12 protein-coding genes are annotated in these 20,277 nt (G+C 65.7%); 3 read left to right on the top strand and 9 right to left on the bottom strand.

Translation table 11 applies throughout. The annotated features are described in order from the left end of the window. Nucleotides 1-39: 39 nt before the first annotated feature. From ACY34H_RS17220 to ACY34H_RS17260, 9 genes are all read right to left on the bottom strand, one after another. Nucleotides 40-417 carry a GtrA family protein gene (locus tag ACY34H_RS17220; RefSeq protein ID WP_464978694.1) on the bottom strand — a complete coding sequence of 126 codons (378 nt, stop codon included), beginning with the start codon at nt 415-417 and terminating at the stop codon, nt 40-42. Beyond that, nucleotides 398-1,474, bottom strand: a complete 1,077-nt coding sequence (locus ACY34H_RS17225; protein WP_464978695.1) for a glycosyltransferase family 2 protein — start codon at nt 1,472-1,474, stop codon at nt 398-400. The genes ACY34H_RS17220 and ACY34H_RS17225 overlap by 20 nt, the downstream gene beginning before the upstream one ends. Next, a complete protein-coding gene (locus ACY34H_RS17230) occupies nt 1,471-5,790 on the bottom strand; it encodes a glycosyltransferase (RefSeq protein WP_464978696.1) in 4,320 nt (1,439 codons plus the stop codon). Before ACY34H_RS17230 ends, ACY34H_RS17225 begins: the two co-directional genes overlap by 4 nt. Before the next feature lie 3 nt (nt 5,791-5,793). After that, nucleotides 5,794-7,137, bottom strand: coding sequence for an FkbM family methyltransferase (locus tag ACY34H_RS17235; RefSeq protein WP_464978697.1), 1,344 nt, complete (start codon nt 7,135-7,137; stop codon nt 5,794-5,796). Beyond that, nucleotides 7,134-8,357, bottom strand: coding sequence for an ABC transporter ATP-binding protein (locus ACY34H_RS17240; RefSeq protein ID WP_464978698.1), 1,224 nt, complete (start codon nt 8,355-8,357; stop codon nt 7,134-7,136). Before ACY34H_RS17240 ends, ACY34H_RS17235 begins: the two co-directional genes overlap by 4 nt. Beyond that, nucleotides 8,357-9,157, bottom strand: a complete 801-nt coding sequence (locus tag ACY34H_RS17245; protein ID WP_464978699.1) for an ABC transporter permease — start codon at nt 9,155-9,157, stop codon at nt 8,357-8,359. Before ACY34H_RS17245 ends, ACY34H_RS17240 begins: the two co-directional genes overlap by 1 nt. A 143-nt stretch (nt 9,158-9,300) precedes the next feature. Further along, on the bottom strand, nt 9,301-10,068 hold the full coding sequence (locus tag ACY34H_RS17250) for a Crp/Fnr family transcriptional regulator (RefSeq protein ID WP_464978700.1): 768 nt from the start codon (nt 10,066-10,068) through the stop codon (nt 9,301-9,303). A gap of 61 nt (nt 10,069-10,129) precedes the next feature. Further along, nucleotides 10,130-11,374, bottom strand: coding sequence for a tetratricopeptide repeat protein (locus tag ACY34H_RS17255; protein ID WP_464978701.1), 1,245 nt, complete (start codon nt 11,372-11,374; stop codon nt 10,130-10,132). Nucleotides 11,375-11,442: 68 nt separating this feature from the next. Beyond that, nucleotides 11,443-13,275 (bottom strand): CHASE2 domain-containing protein, encoded by a 1,833-nt coding sequence (locus tag ACY34H_RS17260; protein WP_464978702.1) that lies wholly within the window; start codon nt 13,273-13,275, stop codon nt 11,443-11,445. A 175-nt stretch (nt 13,276-13,450) separates the two neighbouring features. Between ACY34H_RS17260 and ACY34H_RS17265 the strand changes: the two genes are divergently transcribed. From ACY34H_RS17265 to ACY34H_RS17275, 3 genes are all read left to right on the top strand, one after another. After that, nucleotides 13,451-14,827 carry a FecR family protein gene (locus tag ACY34H_RS17265; RefSeq protein WP_464978703.1) on the top strand — a complete coding sequence of 459 codons (1,377 nt, stop codon included), beginning with the start codon at nt 13,451-13,453 and terminating at the stop codon, nt 14,825-14,827. A gap of 428 nt (nt 14,828-15,255) precedes the next feature. Further along, the gene (locus ACY34H_RS17270; RefSeq protein ID WP_464978704.1) at nt 15,256-17,958 is read left to right on the top strand and encodes a hypothetical protein; all 2,703 of its coding nucleotides are present in this window, start codon (nt 15,256-15,258) and stop codon (nt 17,956-17,958) included. A gap of 324 nt (nt 17,959-18,282) precedes the next feature. Next, nucleotides 18,283-20,277, top strand: a complete 1,995-nt coding sequence (locus ACY34H_RS17275; protein WP_464978705.1) for a type I secretion system permease/ATPase — start codon at nt 18,283-18,285, stop codon at nt 20,275-20,277.

Below are 20,277 nucleotides of genomic sequence, written 5' to 3' on the forward strand. Positions count from 1 at the left end.
CTTTTTCGTTGGAGTGAAAGGACGGCCTTGCGTGTTGCCTTACCTGTAGATCCACCACTTGCCGAGCAGGTAGCCCGCCACCGCCGTCAGCGGCAGCGCCACCAGCTTGCCTGCCAGCGGGCTGCCGAACGCGTGCTCGAAGCCGGCCACCAGCCCGAGTGTCATCGCGTACGTCAGCGCCACCACGCACAGGTAGCGCGCGAAGCTGGCGGCCTTGCCCTGCTGGCTGAACGTGACGCGGGCATGCCAGCCGTAGTTGACCACCAGCCCGGTCACGAAGGCCACCGTGGTGGCGACCAGCGTGGGCACGCCGCACGCGATCAGCGCCTGCAGCGTACCGATGTCGACCGCGGCGCTCAGCACGCCGCCGGCCAGGTACAGCAGGATGCGGTTGCGGTCAGACGACTGGCTGGTCATCGCTGCGTGGGGGCTTGGGGTGGCTGAAGCGGGTGATGCGATGGATCGCGCGGCGCGGCACCTGGGCGATGTCGTAGGCCAGGAAGGCCAGCACCAGCTGGGTACCCATCAGGATCGGCAGCGCCGACACCATCACGGTGCCGGGGGCGGTGGCCACGCCGGCGCGGGCCGATTCGATCCAGTGCATGATGCCGTAGCCGGCGCCGGCCAGCATCATCAGCAGGCCGGCCGGCAGCTCGATCGATGCCAGCGACATGTTGCGCAGGTAGTAATTATAGAAGATCCGCTTGGCGAAATTGCGAATGTGCTTGAACAGGAACTCGGTGACGATCTTCGAGATCTTCAGGTTGCTCTCTTCGTCGCCGTAGCTGGCATCCATCGGCACGTCCACCACCACGGCGTTGAGCGTGTTCAGGCGGAACAGCATGTCGGTCTCGAAGAAGTAGCGCTTGCTGATCCTGTCGAACGGCAGGTGGCGCGCCGCGTCCACGTGCACCGCGGTAAAGCCGTTGGTCGGATCGAACAGGTCCCAGTAGCCGGAGGACAGCTTGGTCATCAGCGACAGTACGGCGTTGCCGAACAGCCGGATCTTCGGCATCTGCGTGATCTGTTCCAGGTTAAAGAAGCGGTTGCCCTTCGTGTAGTCGGCCTCGCCGTTCAGGATCGGTGCCACGAACGCGGGGATCAGCCGCGCATCCATCTGGCCATCGCCATCGACCTTGACGACGATTTCCATGCCGTCCGCGATCGCGGCGCGGTAACCCGTCATCACCGCGCCGCCCACGCCCTGGTTCACCGCGTGTTCCAGTACCACCACGCGCGGGTCCCTGCATTGCGCGCGCACGAAGGCGCCGGAACCGTCCGGGCACTTGTCGTCGACCACGTAGATGCGCACGACTTCGGGGCCGATGCCGTCGATCACGCCGAGGATGTGCCGGGTCACCTTGTAGCTGGGAATCACGACCGCGATGGCCGGGATGTACGCCGCCGTGATGGTGCCGGCACCCTGGTTGGCGATGTCGCCGCCCTTGGTATCAACGAGGATGTCGTTGTTCATGTTGGTGTCGTCCGCTGATTGAGTTCTTCGCCGAACAGGATCGCCGCCAGCCGCCGCGCATTGTCGGCCCAGGTCTGCCATGGCATGCCGGCCGACGCGGCCTCGCTGCCGGAGTTGTGCAGGGCCAGCCATTCGCGCAGGCTGGCGGCCAGCGCGCCGCCGGAGGTGCCGTCGAAATAGTGCGCGTGGTCGCCGGCCACTTCGCGGAATACCGGGATGTCGCGCGCGATGACCGGCAGCTCGTGGCGCGCCGCCTCGATCAGCGGCAGGCCGAAGCCCTCGCCCTCGCTCGGCACCAGCAGGCAGGCACTGGCGCGGTAGACGGCTTCCAGGTATTCGTCGCTGATGCCGCGCAGCCAGTGCAGCCGCTTGCCCAGCTCGGGGTGGGCAGACAGGCGCGCCATGATCGCCGGGATCGTGCGGCGCTGGCTGTCCGGCAAGCCTTTCCAGCCCTCGCCGCCGACGATCACCAGCCGCACGTCCACGCCATCGGCCCACAGCTGCTCGAACGCGTCGAGCGCCTGCATGTGGCCCTTGCGCGGTTCGATCGTGCCCACCATCAGGAACGACGGCACGGCAGCGATATCGGCCAGCGCTGCGGGTGCCTCGTCCGGCAGGCCGGTGCTGGGGCGCGATGCGTCGATGTCGGCGCCATGGTGCACCACCGCCAGTTCCGGCAGCGGCTGGCCGGGCATGTGCTGCCCCAGCCAGTCGCGGGTTTCGTCGGCCACGGCGCCGCTGATGCAGACCAGCCGGTCGCCGTTCGCGGCCACCGCCTTCAGCCAGCTCTCGAACACCGCATCGGTGCGCGGCGGGAAGTATTCCGGCCGCAGCAGCGGCAGCAGGTCGTGGATGAGGAAGTTCACGGATACGCCGGCCGCGCGCCAGCGCGTGTACAGGCCGGTGCGCGCGGCTTCGGTCACGGCGCCCGGGAAGAAGTCCGGCGCGTAGAAAACGTCGCCCTGGCCGACGCGCACCTCGTCGTCGACCACGCCGTGATCGCTGGTGCCCAGCAGGGCGTGCTCATAACGGCGCGCGTAGCGGTAGTGCCAGCGGTTGCCCTCGTCGGTCAGGTAGACCGGGTGCACCTGGAAGCGGGTGGTGGGCAGCCGCAGCAGCTCGAACAGCTGCGCGCGCACCACGCGCTGGATGCCGGTCTTCAGGTCGTCGCGCGCCACGGCCGACACGTCGACCAGCAACTGCGGGGCGATGTCGCCGCCTTCCACGCGCGCATGCGTGCGGCCATGCACCACCGCATCGACCAGTTGCCCGGCGCTTTGCTGCCACGTCAGCCACGGCATCCGGTTCGACGGCGGCGCGTTGCCGGCATGGTACAGCGCCAGCCAGCCTTCGATGGCGCTGGCCAGCTGTGCCGGTTCCTTGCCATCGAAGTAGAAAGCATGTTCGCCGGCGACTTCGCGGAACACCGGAATGTCGCGCGCGATCACCGGCAGGCCCTTTTGCGCCGCCTCGATCAGCGGCAGGCCGAAGCCTTCGCCCTCGGAGGCGGCCAGCAGCGCCGCGCAGTTCGCATACAGCCGGGTCAGCATCTCGTCGGAGACACCGGGCAGCCAGAACAGCCGCGTGCCGCGCTGCGGGTGCGACTCCAGGCGCTTGGCCAGCGCATCCATCAGCCAGCCGTTCTTGCCGACGATGACGAGGTTTGCCGCCACGCCGCGTTCCCACAGCAGGTCGAATGCCGCCAGTGCCTGGGCCTGGCCCTTGCGCGGTTCCAGCGTGCCCACCATCAGCAGCGTCGGCGCCGACTGCACGGCGGCCAGCACCTGTTCGGCATCCGGCGGCAGGCCGGACGACGGCGCGCTCGCATCGATGTCGGCGCCCAGGTGGAAGTAGCCCAGCTTCAATGGCGTGGCGCGGCGGTTCGGTCGGCTGGCCAGCAGGTCGTGCAGCTCCTGCGCCACCGAGCGCGAGATGGCCACGATGCCGTCGGCGGCCAGCGTGATCGTGTTCACGTAATCGCCGTAGTACTTGCCGGTGCCGTAGGGGAAGGCGTGCGGCAGCAGCAGCGGCAGCAGGTCGTAGACCACGAACCATACCTGCACGCCCTGGCGCCGCATCTGCAGCAGCAGCGCTTCGTTCTGCGTGGTGATGTTCGAGGCCAGGTCGAGGCCGAGGAAGATATCGCCCGCGGCCAGTTCGACCGGCGCGTCTTCCAGCTGCGGTGCCTGGCCGCCGGCCATGCGGGTGGTGAAATGGCGCGCGTAGCGGTAGCTGCGCATGCCGCCCTCGCTGTACACCGGTTCCACGCGGAATCCGGCCGGCGGATCCTTCAGCATCGCCAGCAGCACGCTGCGCACCACGCGCTGGATGCCGGTCTTGTGATCGGTCTGCACCAGTGCCGAGATGTCCACCAGCAGCTGCCGCGGCGCCGCCGGCGGCGTGTTGCGGGCGATCAGCGCGGCCAGCTCGGCCAGCGCCGCCTCGTCCGGCGGGCGCGGCGTGCCGGGCGCGGCCAGCGCGCCGAGCATGCGGCGGTAGTGCGCAGGGCGGCTGTGCCGGGCGAAGTGCTCGATCGCCGCCACGTAGCCCTGGCCCACCTGCGCCGGGCCATGCTCGCGTGCCACGTAGGCGCGCGCCCGTTCGCCCAGCGCCAGGCGCGCCGGCGCATCGGCATGCAGCCGGGCCAGCGCGTCGGCCAGGTCTTCGGTGGCGAATTCGTCGGACAGTTTCACCAGCACGTCGCCCGGCAGGTCGGCCGAGGCGCCGTGCGCGTTGATCACGGTGGCCACGCCGTGCAGCAGGCAGTCCAGCACCGAGGCCGAGGTTTCGCCGCGGGTCTGCGCGCGCAGCTGCACCGCGGTATCGCTGGCAGCCAGCCAGCGCGCGTAATCCGCACCGCTGACGAAGCCGGTGATGCGCACCTTGCCTTTCAGTTCGTCGATGCGGCGCGCCAGTTCGCGGCCGTAAGGGCCGCTTTCGTTCTCGCCCACGAATACCAGCCGGCAGCGCGGGTCCTGCGCCAGCGGCGAGGCCAGGAAGGCATCGAGCAGCCGGTCGTTCAGCTTGGTGGCGCCCAGCATGCCGAAGGCGCTGACGATGTACTCGTCGGCGGCCAGGCCCAGCGCCTGCCGTGCCTCGGCGCGGAATGCAGCCGGATCGGCGGGGGCGCCGCCGCGCAGCAGCGGCAGCGTGCGCCAGCCGTCGGCGCTGCCCGGGCCATACCAGCGCTCGGCCAGCCGCTTCGAGAAATCGCTGTGGACGATCACGCCGGCCGCGCGCTGCAGCACCGGCAGGTTGCACGGGAAGGCCCAGATCGTCGGGTTGCGGCCATGTTCGGCGTGGTGGCGCAGGCCGGTGTGGCCGTGCGACGCGTACAGCGCCCGCAGGAACGCTTCCGGCACGTCGCCGTCGCGTTCCATGTTGTCCAGCACGCCGGACAGGTAGAAGTCGTGCAGCACCACGATGCCCGGGTGCCGCTCGAGCAGCGCGAACATGTGCTTGTGGTAGTTCGAATTGCCGAAGTGGTAGACGATGCGCTGGTACTGGCCGCCGTGCTCCATGAACCACTCCGCGCTGCGCACCGGGAAACGCGCCAGCGCAGCATCGGGGGCGGAACCGGGAGCAGAACCGGGCGTGACCACCAGTTCGATGGCGTAATGCGCTTCCAGTTCGGCGATCACCTCGGCACTGTAGTCGGCGATGCCGGATTTTTCCGGCGGCAGCGGTGACACGTACGCAAGGCGCGGCCTGTCATCGGCTTTGCCGCCTGGCTGCTGGCGGTCCATGGCGTGAGTGAGCGCTTCCTCCAGCGCCGCCCAGATGCGCGTGGCGGCAGCTTCCGGCTGCGCCGGCACGGCGACCACGGCTGCTTTCGGCAGCAGCGCGCCAAGGCGGCGTTCTTCCGCGGCGGAGGTTACGAACACGACAGCGGCCCGCTGCAGCAGGTCGCCCGGCGTCACGGCAACGCTGCCGATGCCGGCCGCGTTCAGTGCCGACGGCACCGGATCGGCCAGCGCCCCGGGTTGCGGATGGTCCAGCAGGCCCGGGACGTACACGGCATCGGCGTCCAGGGAAGCCAGGAATCCCAGCCGCAACTGGCGCGCCGCATGCTCGCTCCACGGGGTGCCGGGGGCGGGGGTGCCGTAGGCCAGCACCCGGGCCGGCGGCAGCACGCCGTCGAAGGCGAGGCGCAGTGCGTCGATATGTTCGGCGTGGCGGCCCGACATGGCCACCAGCACCGTGTGCCTGCCTTCCTGGCCGGCCTGTTGCGCCAGCGCGCGCGCCTGCGCCAGCACGCCTTCGCGATCGTGGGCGGCGCCGTTCTGGCAGGACTGGAGATCGATGACGAGACGCATGGTTCAGGGCTTTGCTTGATCTTGTTGCTGGTAGGCGCGCTGCAGGTCCGCCAGCACGGTGCGGGCCGATTGCGGCAGGTCGCGCAACTGGTGCGGCACCGCGGCGGCGGCGGCCGGTGTGTCGGCGGTGGCGCTCTTGGCGGCCGTGAGGAAGCGGGCCACGCGCGCCTGCAGCCACGGCGACCGGTCGATGACCGGCAGCAGCGTGCGGCGCAGCGCTTCCTGCGCCGTCAGCCAGCGCAGGGTGCGGCGCGCGGCGCCCTTGGCCTTGCGCCGCGCCAGGTTGGGCAGGCTGTCCGGTCCGCGGCGGGTAATGTAGCGCAGCGGCGCCGTGATGCGCCACGACGAGCTGGCGTACACGGCGAGCAGGCGCTGCTCCAGGTTGCGGCCCCATTCGTCGGTGCGCAGCAGGTCGGCGTGCAGGGCTTTTTCGCGGTCCCCGGCGGCGCGCAGCGCAGCGCTCAGTTCCTCGGCCTTTTCGTTGCCGGCGGCGATCGCCAGCCGCGCTTCGCGCAGGGCGGCGTCGATCCGTTCCAGCTCGCGCGCGGCCTGGTCGACCTGCAGCGCACGCTCTTCCAGTTGCGCCGACTGCTGTTCCACGCGCTGCCAGTGGCTGCCCACCTGGGTGGCCAGCGCGCGGCTTTCCGCCTGTGCCTCGACCAGGTGGTGCGAGACGAACTCGTCGAACACATTGGCCTGCACGGTCAGCGCGGCCAGCAGCTCCGGATGTTCTTCCGCCACGTAGTAGCGGTTCAGGCCATCGAAATAGGCGAAGCGGTAGCGGTGCGGCACCACCAGGCCTTCCCACGTTTCGTGGTTGGTTTCGCGGCTGCCCGGCAGCGTGGCTTCGACCACCACGATCCACGGCCGGAAGCGTTCGAAGTCCATGCCCTTCAACACCTCGGCCTCGAAGCCTTCTACGTCGATCTTCAGGAAGTGGATGTCGGCTGGCGCGTGCTGCGCGCAGATGGCGGCCAGCGTATGCACCGGCACGCGCGTTTCCGTGACTTCGTAGCCCTGCGCGCGGTGCATCGCGGCCACGCCGGCATCGGTGGTGGCCCAGCCGTTCATGCTGGGCACCTCGAACAGCACCAGTTCGCCCGGCGCCGCGCCCGCCGCGCAGGTGAGGTTGATGTCGCGCGGGCGCTGCTCTTCGAACGGCTGGCGGTACGACGGCATCGGCTCGATGTTGAGGCCGTGCCAGCCGGCATCGTAGAACGCCTTCGTGACCGAGTGCAGCACCGGGTCGTTGGCGCCCACGTCGATATAGCAGCCGTCCTTCACATGGCCCAGGGCGCGCCACAGCAGCACGTCCTCGAAGTTCTGGGAATACGAAATGAATGTCATGGCCGTGCGATCTCGATGGCGGGGTCGATCCAGGCGGAACCCTCGAAGTAGGGCCGGCGCATGTTCACCACGGTGAACACGAGCGCCAGGTCGCGCCATTCGTAGTTGTTGACGAGGTGGGTCTCGGTGCTGACGATGGCAGTGGCCACCGAGTAGCTGCCCGGGCCCAGGTTGGCGTCGAAGCGGAAACGGTACACGATGTCCTCGCCCGGTTTCACGTCGTCCAGCGGCATGCCTTTCAGGTCGGTGTTGGTGCCGTACATGGTCTGGCCCAGCCGGTCCTTGATCATGTAGCCCAGCACCATGCGCGGGATCGCCGCCTTCGCGCGTACCGTGACCTGCAGCGTGACGGGTGCCCCGACGTCGATCACTTCCACGCGTTCGCCGCGCTCGTCGACCAGGGCGATGTCGTGCACGGTGGCTTCGCCGGTGCCCGAAACCGTCTGCACCTTGCCGTCTTCGCGCGCGTTCAGCTGCAGCATGCTGTTTTCGCGGTCGGCGATCATGGCATTGTAGTAATCCATGATCTCTTCCGGGCTGCCTTCGCGCGCCAGCCGCCCGGCGTCGAGCAGGATGGCGCGGTCGCACACGGACTGGATCGCCTGCTTGTCGTGCGATACCAGCAGCAGCGTCGTGCCGGCGCGGCGGAAGCTGCGGATGCGGTCGAAACTCTTGTGCTGGAAGTAGGTGTCGCCGACCGACAGGGCTTCGTCGACGATCAGGATGTCCGGCCGCTGTGCGGTGGCCACCGAGAACGCCAGGCGCATCTGCATGCCGGACGAATACACGCGCACCGGCTGGTCGATGTATTCGCCGATCTCGGCGAAGTCCTCGATCTGCGGCATCAGCGCCGTGATCTGTTCCACGCTCATGCCCAGCAGCTGGCCGGCCATGTACACGTTCTGGCGCCCGGTGAAATCGGGGTGGAAGCCCATGCCCAGTTCCAGCAGCGCGGCCACGCGGCCGCGCAGTTCCACGAAACCGGTGGACGGTTGCGTGGTGCCGGTGATCAGTTTCAGCAGCGTGCTCTTGCCGGCGCCGTTGATGCCGATCAGGCCCACGGCTTCGCCGGCGGCCACGTGGAAATTGATGTCCTGCAGGATCCACTTCAGCGAATGGCGCGGACCGCGGAACGGCAGCACCCATTCGGAAAGCCGCGACCAGCGCGTCGGATATTGTTTGTAGGCCTTGCCCAGTTTGGAAACGGTAATCGAGCCCATTACAGTTCATCCACCATTTCGCCCGCGCGCTTGCGGAACAGTTTGAAGCCGAGGATGCACAGCACCACGGCCCACGCCAGCGGCAGCTGCAGCCGCTCCCACTCGGGCCACAGGCCTTCCACGAGGATGCGCTGGCACGACTGGATGATGGCCGTCAGCGGATTCCAGTACAGCCACGGCCGCACCGCTTCGGGAATGATCGAGGCAGGGTAGACCACCGGCGTCAGCCAGAACCAGAACTGCGTGGCGATCGTGAAGAACTGGCCCACGTCGCGGAAGAACACGTTCAGCACGCCCAGCACCATCGACAGGCCGATCGCGAACAGCACCAGCAGCAGCAGCACCGGCACCAGGCCGAGGAAGACGAGGCCAGGGAACTGCCCGGACACCAGCAGGAAGACGATGAACAGCGTGAAGATGATGCCGAAGTTGACCAGCGCGTTCGACACCACGATGACTGGCAGGCTGATGCGCGGAAAGCTGATTTTCTTGATCAGGTTGCCGTTCTCGAGAAACATGTTCTGGCCGCGCGCGGTGATCTCGGCGAACAGGCCCCATGTCAGCACGCCGGCGCACAGGTAGATGCTGTAAGCGAATTCGGAATCGGATCCGGGCAGGCGGCTTTTCATTACCTGCGAGAAGATCATCGTGTAGACAAGGATCATCGCGAGCGGGCTCAGCACGGTCCAGGCGGCGCCCAGCATCGTGTTGCGGTACTTCGCCTGGAATTCGCGCTTGACGCTGCCGGCGATAAAGCCGCGATATGCCCAGATGCCGCGCAACATGGCGCGTGAAATCATGGGTGTGCCCCCGGCGGCAACGTGGGAAGGAAAATGCTCATGTGACATCTGACGCCACCGCGAATGGATGGCGGAAAAATAGGACTGGCGATTATACCCCTAACGACTTGTCCAGGATGTAACAGGTTGTCACAAGGAAAACGTCAGCCCTGCACCAGTTTTTGCAGTGCTTCCGGGTTCTGGATCACCAGCCGGTTGGGCTCTTTCTTGATGATGCCCTGCTGCACCAGCGCCGCCAGCGCCCTGGTGACGGTCTCGCGGCTGGTGTTGATCATGTTGGCGATATCCTGGTGGGTGGGCAGGTTCTCGACCACCGTGCCGTCGTCGTTTTTCCGTTGCTGCTGGACCAGGAAGGTATAGATGCGCTTGGACGTATTGTTAATGCTGAGCAGGGAGCGGAATTCCGAGTCGCGCTGGATCTTCTGTGCCAGGTGACGCAGCATCTGGCGTGCCACCGACGGCGAGTGCGACAGCAGATGCATGGCCGACGCCGCCGGCAGCATGCCTACCAGCGCTTCGCTCATCGCCACCACCGAGGCCGAGCGGGTGGAATTGTTGATCAGGGCGATTTCGCCGAAGAAGTCGCCCGGCACCAGCTGGCGCAGGCCGATGGCGCGGCCATCCTCGGTCACGTCCATCACCTGCAAATGCCCGGCCAGCAGGAACATCAGTCCGTCGCCGATGCCGCCCTTTTGCAGCACCACTTCGCGCTTGGCATACTGGCGAATGCGCAGGTCGGCCTTGACCATGGCCATTTCCTCGTCCGTGAGCTCGGCCAGCAATGGAATCTTGCGCAGATGCACCTGGACTTGGCGGCCACCCTCCGGGCTCGCTGCCGTGTCCGCTGCCGCGTCGGCGTCTGCATTCGTTCTTGCCGCGTTCGCGAGCGCTGCCTTGCTGCTACCTGTCATCGGGAAATTCCTCAGTGTACTGCCGGTGGGGTAATACATTATAGCGGCAGCCCGGACGGCGTCAGGGGCGGCGCCACTGCCAGCTCAGCTGGACCTGGCGGTCGTGGTAGGCGAAGATGGGGATGCTTTCGCGATTGTTCAGCGCCCGCCCTTCGAGGACGATGCTGTGGTTGCGCGACACCGGCACGGTGAGCCCCACGCGCCAGGTGGACGTGTTCTGGTGCCGCACCTGGTCGATCAGGCCGCTGGCATACGGTGTCGAGCCATCCCAGGCCAGGCGGCTGTAGCTGATTTCGCCGAACACGTCCTGCGGCAGCCGATAGCGCCACAGGGCATTCAGCAGCCAGCCGCTGCGGTCGCCGCCGGGGCGGTCGGCCGACCGGGCATGGTCGACCAGGCGGCCCGCGCTGGCACTGGCGTAACTGCCGTCGTTGCGATAGCTGAGCTGGCCGCGCAGCTCGGCCGTATTGCCGTCAAAGCTGGACAGGCGGCGGTATTGCACGTTGCTGAGCTGGCCGATCATGTCGAATTGCCATCCGCGCGGCAGCTTCAGCGGCGGTGACACGCGCGCCTGCAACTGGGCCTGGTGCTGGTAGAACTCGCCGCCGAGCGAGATCAGGGCAAGGGTTGCGCTGCCGCGCATGGCCCAGGCGCCGAAGCGCCACGGACTTTCCACGCCGAGGAACAGCGCGCCGGTGTCGTATTCGGAAAGCTGGTCGTGGTGGCGCAGCTGGAACTGCACGAAGCCGGTGGTGCCGTTGCTGGTGAGGTCGCGCATGTAATCCCCGGACAGCACCGTGAAGTTGTCCGCGCGCGGCTGGAATTCCTCGAGCAGCGGCAATTCGATGCCGGCGCCCGCATCGAGCACGCCCGTCGAGCCCTGGTTGACATTGGTATCGCGGCCGCGGCCCAGCAACAGGTTGAGCTGGCTGATCGCCTGCCATTCGGAACAGCCGGAGCGGCGCGCATCGTCGATCAGGGCCTGGATGCCCGAGGGCGGATCGAAGCGGCGTTCGATCTGCCCGAACATGCGTTCCGCTTCTTCGCGGTAGCCGAGCGAACACTGGATCAGTGCCAGGTCGAGCCAGGCACCGGCGTGCTCGGGTTCGGCACGGATGACCTGCTGCAGGGTATTGCTTGCGTCGGTCTTGCGGCCCTCCGCGATCGACTGCAGCGCCTCGCGGTACATGGCCTGGGTGGCGTCCTGCCGTGTTTCTTCCTGCCCGGCGGTGCCCTGGCCGGCCACCGGCGCGGTTTCCGTTCCCGAGGCAGCGCAGCAGAGCAGGGATAGCGCTACGGCGTACAAAACCCTTCCATGATTCACGCGGAATGTCTCGCTGCGACAGGGGTTTTGTGAAGTGCCATGGGTATTACTTACGCCAGGTCAAAAGTAAATAGCATTGTAGGTTTTTCTTTGCCGCGTAGCAAACGTTCGCCGAGGGGCTGCAGCCGGTGACGCACGGCCCTGGAAGCGGTTCCAGGACCAACGATCACATCATGTGGAAAGTCGCGCGCAGCCTGCTCCAGGCGGGCCGCCGTGTTCACGCTGTCGCCGACCGCCGTATAGATGCTGCGGAACGTGGTGCCGAAGTCGCCGGCCATCGCCGGGCCGCTTTCGATGCCGATGCGCACGCGCAGCGCAGGAAAACCACGCGCCTGCCGCTGTGCCGAGAGCGTGGCCACGCGCCGCAATATCTCCGCCGCGGCATCGAGCGCGCGGTCGGCATGGGCCGGATGCGGCAGCGGCGCACCCCAGAAGGCAACGAGGCCGTCGCCCGTGTACTTGTCCAGCGTGCCTTCGTGGCCGATCACCGGGCCGGTCAGGCACTCCAGGAACTGCCGGGTCAGCAGGGCCGCCTCTTCCACCGATAATGCCTCGACCTGGCTGGTATAGCCCTCCATATCGGCCACCAGTGTCGTGACATCGCCCTGGCGCGGGCGTAGCGGATCGGCCAGGTCGCTGCGCATTAGTTGTTCCACAACAACAGGTGCGACGTATTGCCGCAGCGTGTCCAGCAGCTGGCGCGAGCGGTCCTGCGTCAGCTGCCACTGGTACGGCACCGCGAAGGCAAGCAGGAACAGTGCGGTGGCAAGCGGCCCGCAAGGCGAGAAATCCGGGTCGTGCGGGGCGAGCACCCAGGCGATGGCCAGCCACACCACGCTGGCCCCGCCCAGCAGGGCCACGCTGCGCGCTGCCGACAGCCGGGGCAGGGTGTAGAGGGCCAGCCCGGCCAGTGCCAGTGCATACAGCGCGGCGATCCACCGGCCGGGCCAGCGCGACGGCGTCGTGCCGGCCTGGCGGTCCAGCAGTGTCGACAGCATGGCCGCCTGGACGCCGAGGCCGGGGCGGCTGGCCGCGAGCGGTGTGGTGACCCGGTCGCCGAGACTGACCGATGACGAGCCGATCAGCACCAGGCGCCCGCTCGCGCCTTGCGGAGAGAGGGAACGGTCGAGGATGTCCGCGGCCGACACGACCGTGTAGGCATTCCAGTCGCGCCGGAAGTCGACGCGCAGCGCCGCGCTGTCGGCGCCGGGAGCCGGAGCGCCGCCGGCGGCACGCAGCAGCGCCAGTGCAAGGGCGGGGTAGGTGCGCCCTTCGAACGATGTCAGCAATGGTAGCCGGCGCAGGGCGCCATCCGGGTCCGGCACGAAACCGATGTTGCCGGCATGCCGGGCCTGCGCCGCCAGGGACGCATGGTTGCCGATGTAGCCGGTGGCGGGCAATGCCGGCCCGGGACTGCCGGGCAGGGCGCCCGCCAGCGCGCCCGCGCGCAGCGGCTCGGGCCGGTAAACACTGTAGTCGAAGGCCTGCGCCAGCACGACCGGTGCGTGGGATGCCAGCAGGCCGAGGCGGAGGTCGCCTTCCTCGTCGGCCGCCTTCGGCAGCATGATGTCGAGCGCGACGCCGCGTGCGGCATAGTCGGTCAGCAATATTTCCACGAGATCGGCCAGCCGGGCCCGCGGCCACGGCCAGGGGCCTGTGTTGCGCAACGACGCTTCGTCGATATCCACCACGAGGATGCGCGGTTCGGGCGCCGTGCTGACCGCCGCGCGCAGGAAGCGGTCGCGCAGCCATTCGTCGGCAAGAATGCGCGGGCCGCCGGGCAACTGGGCCAGGCAGGCCAGCAGTGCGGCGCCCAGTGCAAGCACCCAGCGCAGGTGCGAGGCAGCCGGCAGCGGGAACAGTCGGCGGGGCGCCAGGATCATGGAAAGAAGAGGAAACGGAAAATGTTGCCCAGTATATCCGGTCACTGCCGCCGGGTCAGGCTTTGCTACAAGATGTAAAGAATTGGGCGCGTATTGACGTAGCCGGTAAAATCGTGACGTTCATCACGGAAAGTTTGTCCATCGGGCAGGATAATGCGCGGTCGAGAGGGAATCTATGCATACATTTTGGCCGTCGTTTACCGTAGCAGCGCTGGCACTGGCCGGGCAGGTCGCCTGGGCGGGCGAAGCCGGCACGGTCATCTATGTCGTCGGCAAGGCCGATATCGCGGACAAGCCTGCCGTGCTGGGCGCCCCCGTCAATGAGGGCCAGCTGCTGAGCACCGGCCGCGACGGCTATATATATATCCGTACCGTCGACAAGGGCCTGTTCATCCTGCGCCCGAGCAGCAAGGCGCGCATCGATACCTATGTCGTCGATACGAAGAATCCCGCCAACACGCGCGTGAAGCTGGAACTGCTGAACGGCGTGGCGCGCAGCCAGTCGGGCGAAGCGGTCAAGCATGCGCGCCAGAATTTCCGTTTCAATACACCCGTTGCCGCGATCGGTGTACGGGGCACCGACTTCACCGTGTTTACGGACCAGGATACCTCGCGTGTCACGGTGCTTTCCGGCGGCATCACCATGAGTGGCTTCGGCACCGGCTGCGCTCCCGAAGGCTCCGGACCATGCGAAGGCGCGGCCAGCCGTGAACTCAGCGCGGCGCAGAAGGGCTTGTTGCTGCAGGTGCGGCGCGGCGAATCGGCCCCCCGCCTGATGCAGGGCGGCGCGGCGCTGGCGCCGGACGTGGTGGCACCGCCGCGTGGCGACGAACCGCAGGCCAAGTCCGGCACCTCGTCCGCGCCGCTGGCCGAGGTGAACCTGGATCCGCGCAAGAACGAAGTGCTGCAGGAGCGGGCGGTGATGAACGTTACCCCCACGCCGCCTCCGCCGCCGACCGAGAAGCCGCCTCCGCTCGTGGTGGTGGTGCCCGAGCCGGAGGTGATGCCGCCTGCGCCGCCGGTGCCGCCGCCTGTTCCGGAGTTGCCGCAGGTGCCGCTGAAGGAAGTGAGCTGGGGGCGCTGGACGGCATTGGCCGAGCAGCCTGCCAATACGGGCATCGCCAGGGCCGGCGCACAGCGGATCGCGCTGAACGATTATTTCGTGCTGTTCCGCGGTAATACGGGCAGCGATTACGTGGTGCCCGAGAAAGGCAGCATCGGGCTCGCGCTGGCAAGCAGCGAAGCTTATGTTCGCGATAATGCAACGGACCAGAAGGGCGCGGCAAAGCTCGAGAACGGTCAGCTGCTTTTCGACTTCGACAAGGCGCGTTTCAATACGAAATTCGATGTTGTTTATCAGGCGAGCACATATAACATGTACGGCACCGGTGTCGTCGGCAAGGATGGCGTGTTCAGCGGCATCAACCGCTATGACACGAAGTCCAACATGAACGTCGATGGTGTGCTGTCGGGAGAGAAGGCTTCCTACCTGTTCCAGGGGGCGATCGATTCGCGGCGCAGTGTGATCGGCGCAACGCACTGGGTAAAGTAAGTGGGTGAAGTATGTGGGTAAAGTAAGTGGGTGAAGCAAGTCGGTGAAGTGGGCGCGGAAACGCTCCACGGTATTAATTTGATATTAATTAAAGCGCCACTCCGGCAGCGGAGCGGCGCTTTTTATTTTGGGCGCCGTGAATATTCACAAGTCCATGGCAACTTGAAAGTCGTGCGACATGATTCGCACAATTTGATACATTGTCGTCTTTTTTGGCGGCTGGCATGCCATTGATTTATGCAATGGCTATGTTCATAATGTTCCGGTGGTAAATTTTCTGTCGTAAAACGCCAAAAAATTAATGCACGGCCCTTAATTTGTGACGACCGTCACATCCCGGTGCTGATGCATCTGCCATTATTCGGTTCGCCGACTTGCGTCGCAAGTAAGCTGGACTGGAAGTTCATCATTTAACCTAGGAGCAATACATGGCTACAATCAAAGAGCAGGTACAGGAACTGTACGTTGCCTACTTCAACCGTCCTGGCGACGCCGCTGGCGTCGAGTACTACGTCAGCATGCTGGAAAAGGGCGTGTCGATCGACGTGCTGCGCGCTGACTTCGTGGGTTCCAAGGAATACACCGACACCTACGCCGGCAAGGGTACTGAAGCTGTCGTCAACTCGATCTACAACAACCTGTTCGGCCACGCCGCTGACATCCCAGGCCTGAAGTACTACGCCGGCCTGATCGATGCCAAGACTGTCTCCTACGACATCCTGCCATGGCTGATCGCCCGTGGCGCGCAGACCACCGACATCACCGCTTTCGCCAACAAGGCAACCGCTGCTGCAGCATTCACCGATGCCATCGCCGGCAACGCTGACCTGCGCATCGCTTACGCCAACGGCGGCGCTGCTGCCATCAACACCGCACGCGGCTACCTGGCCAGCGTGACCGACACCCCTGCCAGCCTGGCTGCAGCAGTGGCTGGCGTGGCAACGACCGTGCAAGCCGTGGTTCCGACCACCAGCACGACCCTGACCCAAGGCCTGGACAACATCGTTGGCGGCGCCGGCAATGACGTGATCAATGCTTTCGCTTCGAACCCGACCACCGGTACCGATGCCAACACGCTGACCTCCGTCGATACGGTCGATGGCGGCGCTGGTACGGATACGCTGAACATCGAAGTCAAAACCGTAGGTACGGGCGTTGACGCTGTAACGTTCAACAATGGCATTACCGGCACGATCAAGAACGTCGAGATCGTCAACATCAATCAAGTTGGCGCTACTGCGGCTATTGCCGTCGACGCATCGAAACTGGGTTCCTCGCTGCAGCAAGTATGGCAACAAGGCAAAGCTGGTGAAGTCACCAACCTGGCTGCCACTGCAACCGCCGGCTTCCGTGACGTGAACCAGACCGTGAGCGTGGTTGCTGCTGCTACCGCTGCGAAAGCAAGCGTTGCTCTGCAGAACTTCACCGAAGGTAATGTCATCAACGTCAAGGGCGACGCTCTGAACAGCGTTGCCGTGACCGGTTCCGTGATCGACGGTGCAGATGCTGGTACCGCTGTTGCAGCAGTTACCGTGGCAGTGACCGCCGCCAAGGATGTGGAGTCCGTCACCGTAAACACCGGTGTCAAGACGCTGCTGACCGTGACGAACGCTGCTGGCGGTACGAAGACCGTGTCGGCAGTTGACGCTTCGGCATCGACCGGCGCCGTGGAATTCGTTGGCGTTGCTGGCGTGTCCACCATCAAGGGTGGCGCAGGTGACGACACGCTGACGATCGCTACCGAAACCAAAGCTGCTGCGACGGGCGTTACCGCTGTCAACGCCAGTCTGGTCGCTGGTGCGGGCAAGGACACCATCACCGTCAAGACGCTCGGCGGTGGCACGACCACGGTCGACGCTGGCGAAGGCGACGATACTGTGAACATCACCGCCCGTAGCACCGGTATCCTGACCGTCAATCTGGGCGCTGGCAACGATACCTTCACCAGCGATGTAGCAATCGGCGCTAAAGACGTCGTCGACGCTGGCGCAGGCACCGACACGCTGCTGCTGAGCCTGGTTGGTTCCGCCAATATCGGCGCGTTCAGCAACTTCGACGCGTTCGATGCCAAAGGCCTGAAAGGCGCACTGGATGTGGAAATCCTGTCGGCGAAGAACACTGTGACCGAGTTCGTTGCTTCCGACGACGTCGGCGCGGATGCAACGCTGACCAACGTTGGCGCGAATGTTGGCTTCCGTGCCACGGGCGACATGGACGCAAGCGTCCTGACGCTGAACCAGAAGACGCCAGGTGCTCTGACCGTTACCGTCGATGCTGACGAAACCGGTGATGCGGATGATGGCGCGGAACTGATCGATGCTTCGGTTACCACCAACGCAACCTCGGTCAAGGCTGTATTCGGCACTTCGTACCTGGCGGATAACACGGCTGAAGCGGCACTCGCACTGAAAGCCGATAACGTAACCACGCTGAACCTGAGCACTGCTGCAGCTACGGCCGTGACCGTGGAATCTGGTGGCGCCCTGTCGTACAACGTGCTGAACGTTACCGACACCGGCAAGGATGGCAAGCTGGCTTCCATCACGATTACCGGCGACCGTGCGATCGAAGTGAACGGCACCACGACCTTGGCACTGGCTACGGTGGATTCGTCCGCTGCAACCGGCGGCCTGACGTTCGATCTGGCTGATCTGAAGAACGGCGGCGCAGTCAAGCTGGGTTCGGGCGTTGACCTGATCACGGTTGGCGCTACGTCCACGTCCACCGCTGCCGGTTCGAATGGCTTTGAACTGGTCCAAGGCTTCGAGAAAGCTGCTGCCGCAGCCGTCGGTACCGATGCAACCGCGAAAGCTGCTGCAATCGCTGACGCTGACCAGCTGAACCTGACCGGTGCTACGCTGGTTGCTGCTAACCTGGACAATGCTGCCGGTACCGTGAAAGACGGCGTGCTGGTCTTCAAGGGTGCAGGTGCCTCGACGATCGCTGCCGCTGCTACCACTGCTGCTGACTTCGCTGCTGACAACGCGGCTCTGGTGTTCGAGTACCTGGGCAATTCCTACGTGTTCGTCGACAACGCTACTGGCGACGACACCCTGGTTCAGATCACCGGCGTGACCGGCGTGACGGCTCTGGGCATGGAAGCTGGTACCAACCACTTCTTCCTGGTGTAATCCCTCGATGCCCTCCGGTCCGCCGGAGGGTATTGAACAAAAGGCCCCATCTCCGGATGGGGCCTTTTCATATCCGCCACACCCCAGCCCACGCGCCGAAAGCGCATGCGCTATACTCTCCGCCTCACCCACGGGCTCGCCCCGCCGACACCGAAACACCACAGACTGTCGTGTTTCCGTAAAGATTTTGTGACAACCGTCACATTTCCAGCCATTTTTAGGCGATAATTCCGTTGCGCTCTTAATCGGGCCTTTCCGCACATGCCTGTCGGATGTTGCCCTTTGGCCTCAACCTTTGCCAAGAAGCACGGCGTTTCACCACTAATGAAAAAACTACTCCCACTCAGGAACGAAATCGAGCAAACGCTGCTCGGCTTCAAGAAAACGTTCTACACCGTTGGCGCCTTCAGCGCGATCACGAACCTGCTGATGCTGGTTCCGTCGCTGTACATGCTGCAGGTCTACGACCGCGTGCTGCAGAGCCGCAACGAATACACGCTGCTGATGCTGACGGTGCTCATGCTGGGCGCCTACATGCTGATGGGCGCACTGGAACTGATGCGCAGTTTCGTGCTGATCCGTGTCGGTGCCCGGTTCGACATGCACCTGAACAAGCGCGTCTACACGGCCGCATTCGAGCAGAACCTGAAGCGTGCTGGCGGCAACGCCGGCCAGTCGCTGTCGGACCTGACGAACCTGCGCCAGTTCCTCACCGGGAACGCGCTGTTCGCGTTCTTCGACGCGCCATGGTTCCCGATCTACCTGATCGTCATTTTCCTGTTCAACTGGCAGCTTGGCCTGTTTGCACTGGTCGGCACCGCGATCCTGGTGATCCTGGCCGTGGTGAACGAGAAAGCCACGAAGAAGCCGCTGGCCGAAGCCAATGCCATGGCGATCTCGTCCGGCACCCTGGCCACGAACAACCTGCGCAATGCCGAGGTGATCGAGTCGATGGGCATGCTGCCCAACCTGATGGGCCGCTGGTTCAAGCAGCATGGCCTGTTCCTGCACTTGCAGGCCGAGGCCAGCGAAAAGGCCGGCAAGATCCAGGCTGTGACCAAATTCGTGCAGGTGTCGCTGCAGTCGCTGGTGCTGGGCTTCGGCGCACTGCTGGTCCTTGAAAACAAGATGACCCCAGGCATGATGATCGCGGCGTCGATCCTGGTGGGCCGCGCCATGGCGCCGGTGCAGCAGCTGATCGGCGTGTGGAAGAGCTGGTCCAGCACGCGCAGCGCCTATGAGCGCCTGACTGCGCTGCTGCAGGCCAATCCGCAGCGCGAGGCGGGCATGGAACTGCCGAAGCCCACCGGCCAGCTGAGCGTGGAAGGCGTGACCGCCGCGCCACCGGGCGTCACGGTACCGGTGATCCGTGGCCTGTCGTTCGCGATCAATGCCGGCGACGTGCTGGGTGTCGTCGGCCCGAGCGGTTGCGGCAAGTCGACGCTGGCACGCCTGCTGGTGGGCGTATGGCCGGCCGCGGTAGGCAAGGTGCGCCTGGACGGCGCCGACATCTACCACTGGAACAAGGCCGAGCTGGGCCCGCACATGGGTTACCTGCCGCAGGATATCGAACTGTTTTCCGGCACGATCGCCGAAAACATCTCCCGCTTCGGCGACGTGGATGCGGAAAAGGTCGTGGAAGCCGCCAAGCGGGCGGGCGTGCACGACATGATCCTGCACTTCCCGGATGGCTATGACACCCGGCTGGGCGACGGCGGCGCCGGGCTTTCCGGCGGCCAGAAGCAGCGCCTGGGCCTGGCCCGCGCGATGTACGGCGACCCGGCCGTGCTGGTACTGGATGAACCGAATTCGAACCTGGACGAAGCCGGCGAAGCGGCCCTGGTGCGCGCCGTCAATGACCTGCGCCAGCGCGGCAAGACGATCGTGCTGATCACGCACCGCACCAGCGCGATCGGCGCCACCACCAAGCTGCTGGTACTGCAGGAGAACGGCCAGGCGATGTTCGGCCCGACCCGCGACGTGCTGAATGCGCTGCAGGAACAGCAGAACAAGCGCCAGCTGCAGGTGCAGCAGGCACAGGCCGCGGCGCAGCAGCAGGCAGCCGCGCAGCAAGCCGCGGCACAGCAGGCACCGGGACAGCAGCCTGCCCCGGCACCACAGCAAGCGCCGGCAGCATCGCAGCCCGCAGCATCGCAGCCGGCAGCACCGCAGCCAGCGGCATCGCAGCCCGCAGCATCGCAGCCGGCAGCACCGCAGCAAGCGCCGGCAGCGGCACAGCAACAACCGGCGTCGCCGCAGGCAGCGCCTGCGCAGCCGGCCGGCCAGGCGCCGGCGGCAGCCACCACGGAGCAGAAATAA

The sequence above is a fragment of the Pseudoduganella sp. jia 9 genome (assembly GCF_055502615.1).

Bases quoted from the DNA above. Each gene is read 5' to 3' on its own strand.
- ACY34H_RS17220 (WP_464978694.1), bottom strand. From the start codon at position 417: ATGACCAGCCAGTCGTCTGACCGCAACCGCATCCTGCTGTACCTGGCC.
- ACY34H_RS17235 (WP_464978697.1), bottom strand. From the start codon at position 7,137: ATGACATTCATTTCGTATTCCCAGAACTTCGAGGACGTGCTGCTGTGG.
- ACY34H_RS17260 (WP_464978702.1), bottom strand. From the start codon at position 13,275: ATGATCCTGGCGCCCCGCCGACTGTTCCCGCTGCCGGCTGCCTCGCAC.
- ACY34H_RS17240 (WP_464978698.1), bottom strand. From the start codon at position 8,357: ATGGGCTCGATTACCGTTTCCAAACTGGGCAAGGCCTACAAACAATAT.
- ACY34H_RS17265 (WP_464978703.1), top strand. From the start codon at position 13,451: ATGCATACATTTTGGCCGTCGTTTACCGTAGCAGCGCTGGCACTGGCC.
- ACY34H_RS17245 (WP_464978699.1), bottom strand. From the start codon at position 9,157: ATGATTTCACGCGCCATGTTGCGCGGCATCTGGGCATATCGCGGCTTT.
- ACY34H_RS17230 (WP_464978696.1), bottom strand. From the start codon at position 5,790: ATGCGTCTCGTCATCGATCTCCAGTCCTGCCAGAACGGCGCCGCCCAC.
- ACY34H_RS17225 (WP_464978695.1), bottom strand. From the start codon at position 1,474: ATGAACAACGACATCCTCGTTGATACCAAGGGCGGCGACATCGCCAAC.
- ACY34H_RS17275 (WP_464978705.1), top strand. From the start codon at position 18,283: ATGAAAAAACTACTCCCACTCAGGAACGAAATCGAGCAAACGCTGCTC.
- ACY34H_RS17270 (WP_464978704.1), top strand. From the start codon at position 15,256: ATGGCTACAATCAAAGAGCAGGTACAGGAACTGTACGTTGCCTACTTC.
- ACY34H_RS17250 (WP_464978700.1), bottom strand. From the start codon at position 10,068: ATGACAGGTAGCAGCAAGGCAGCGCTCGCGAACGCGGCAAGAACGAAT.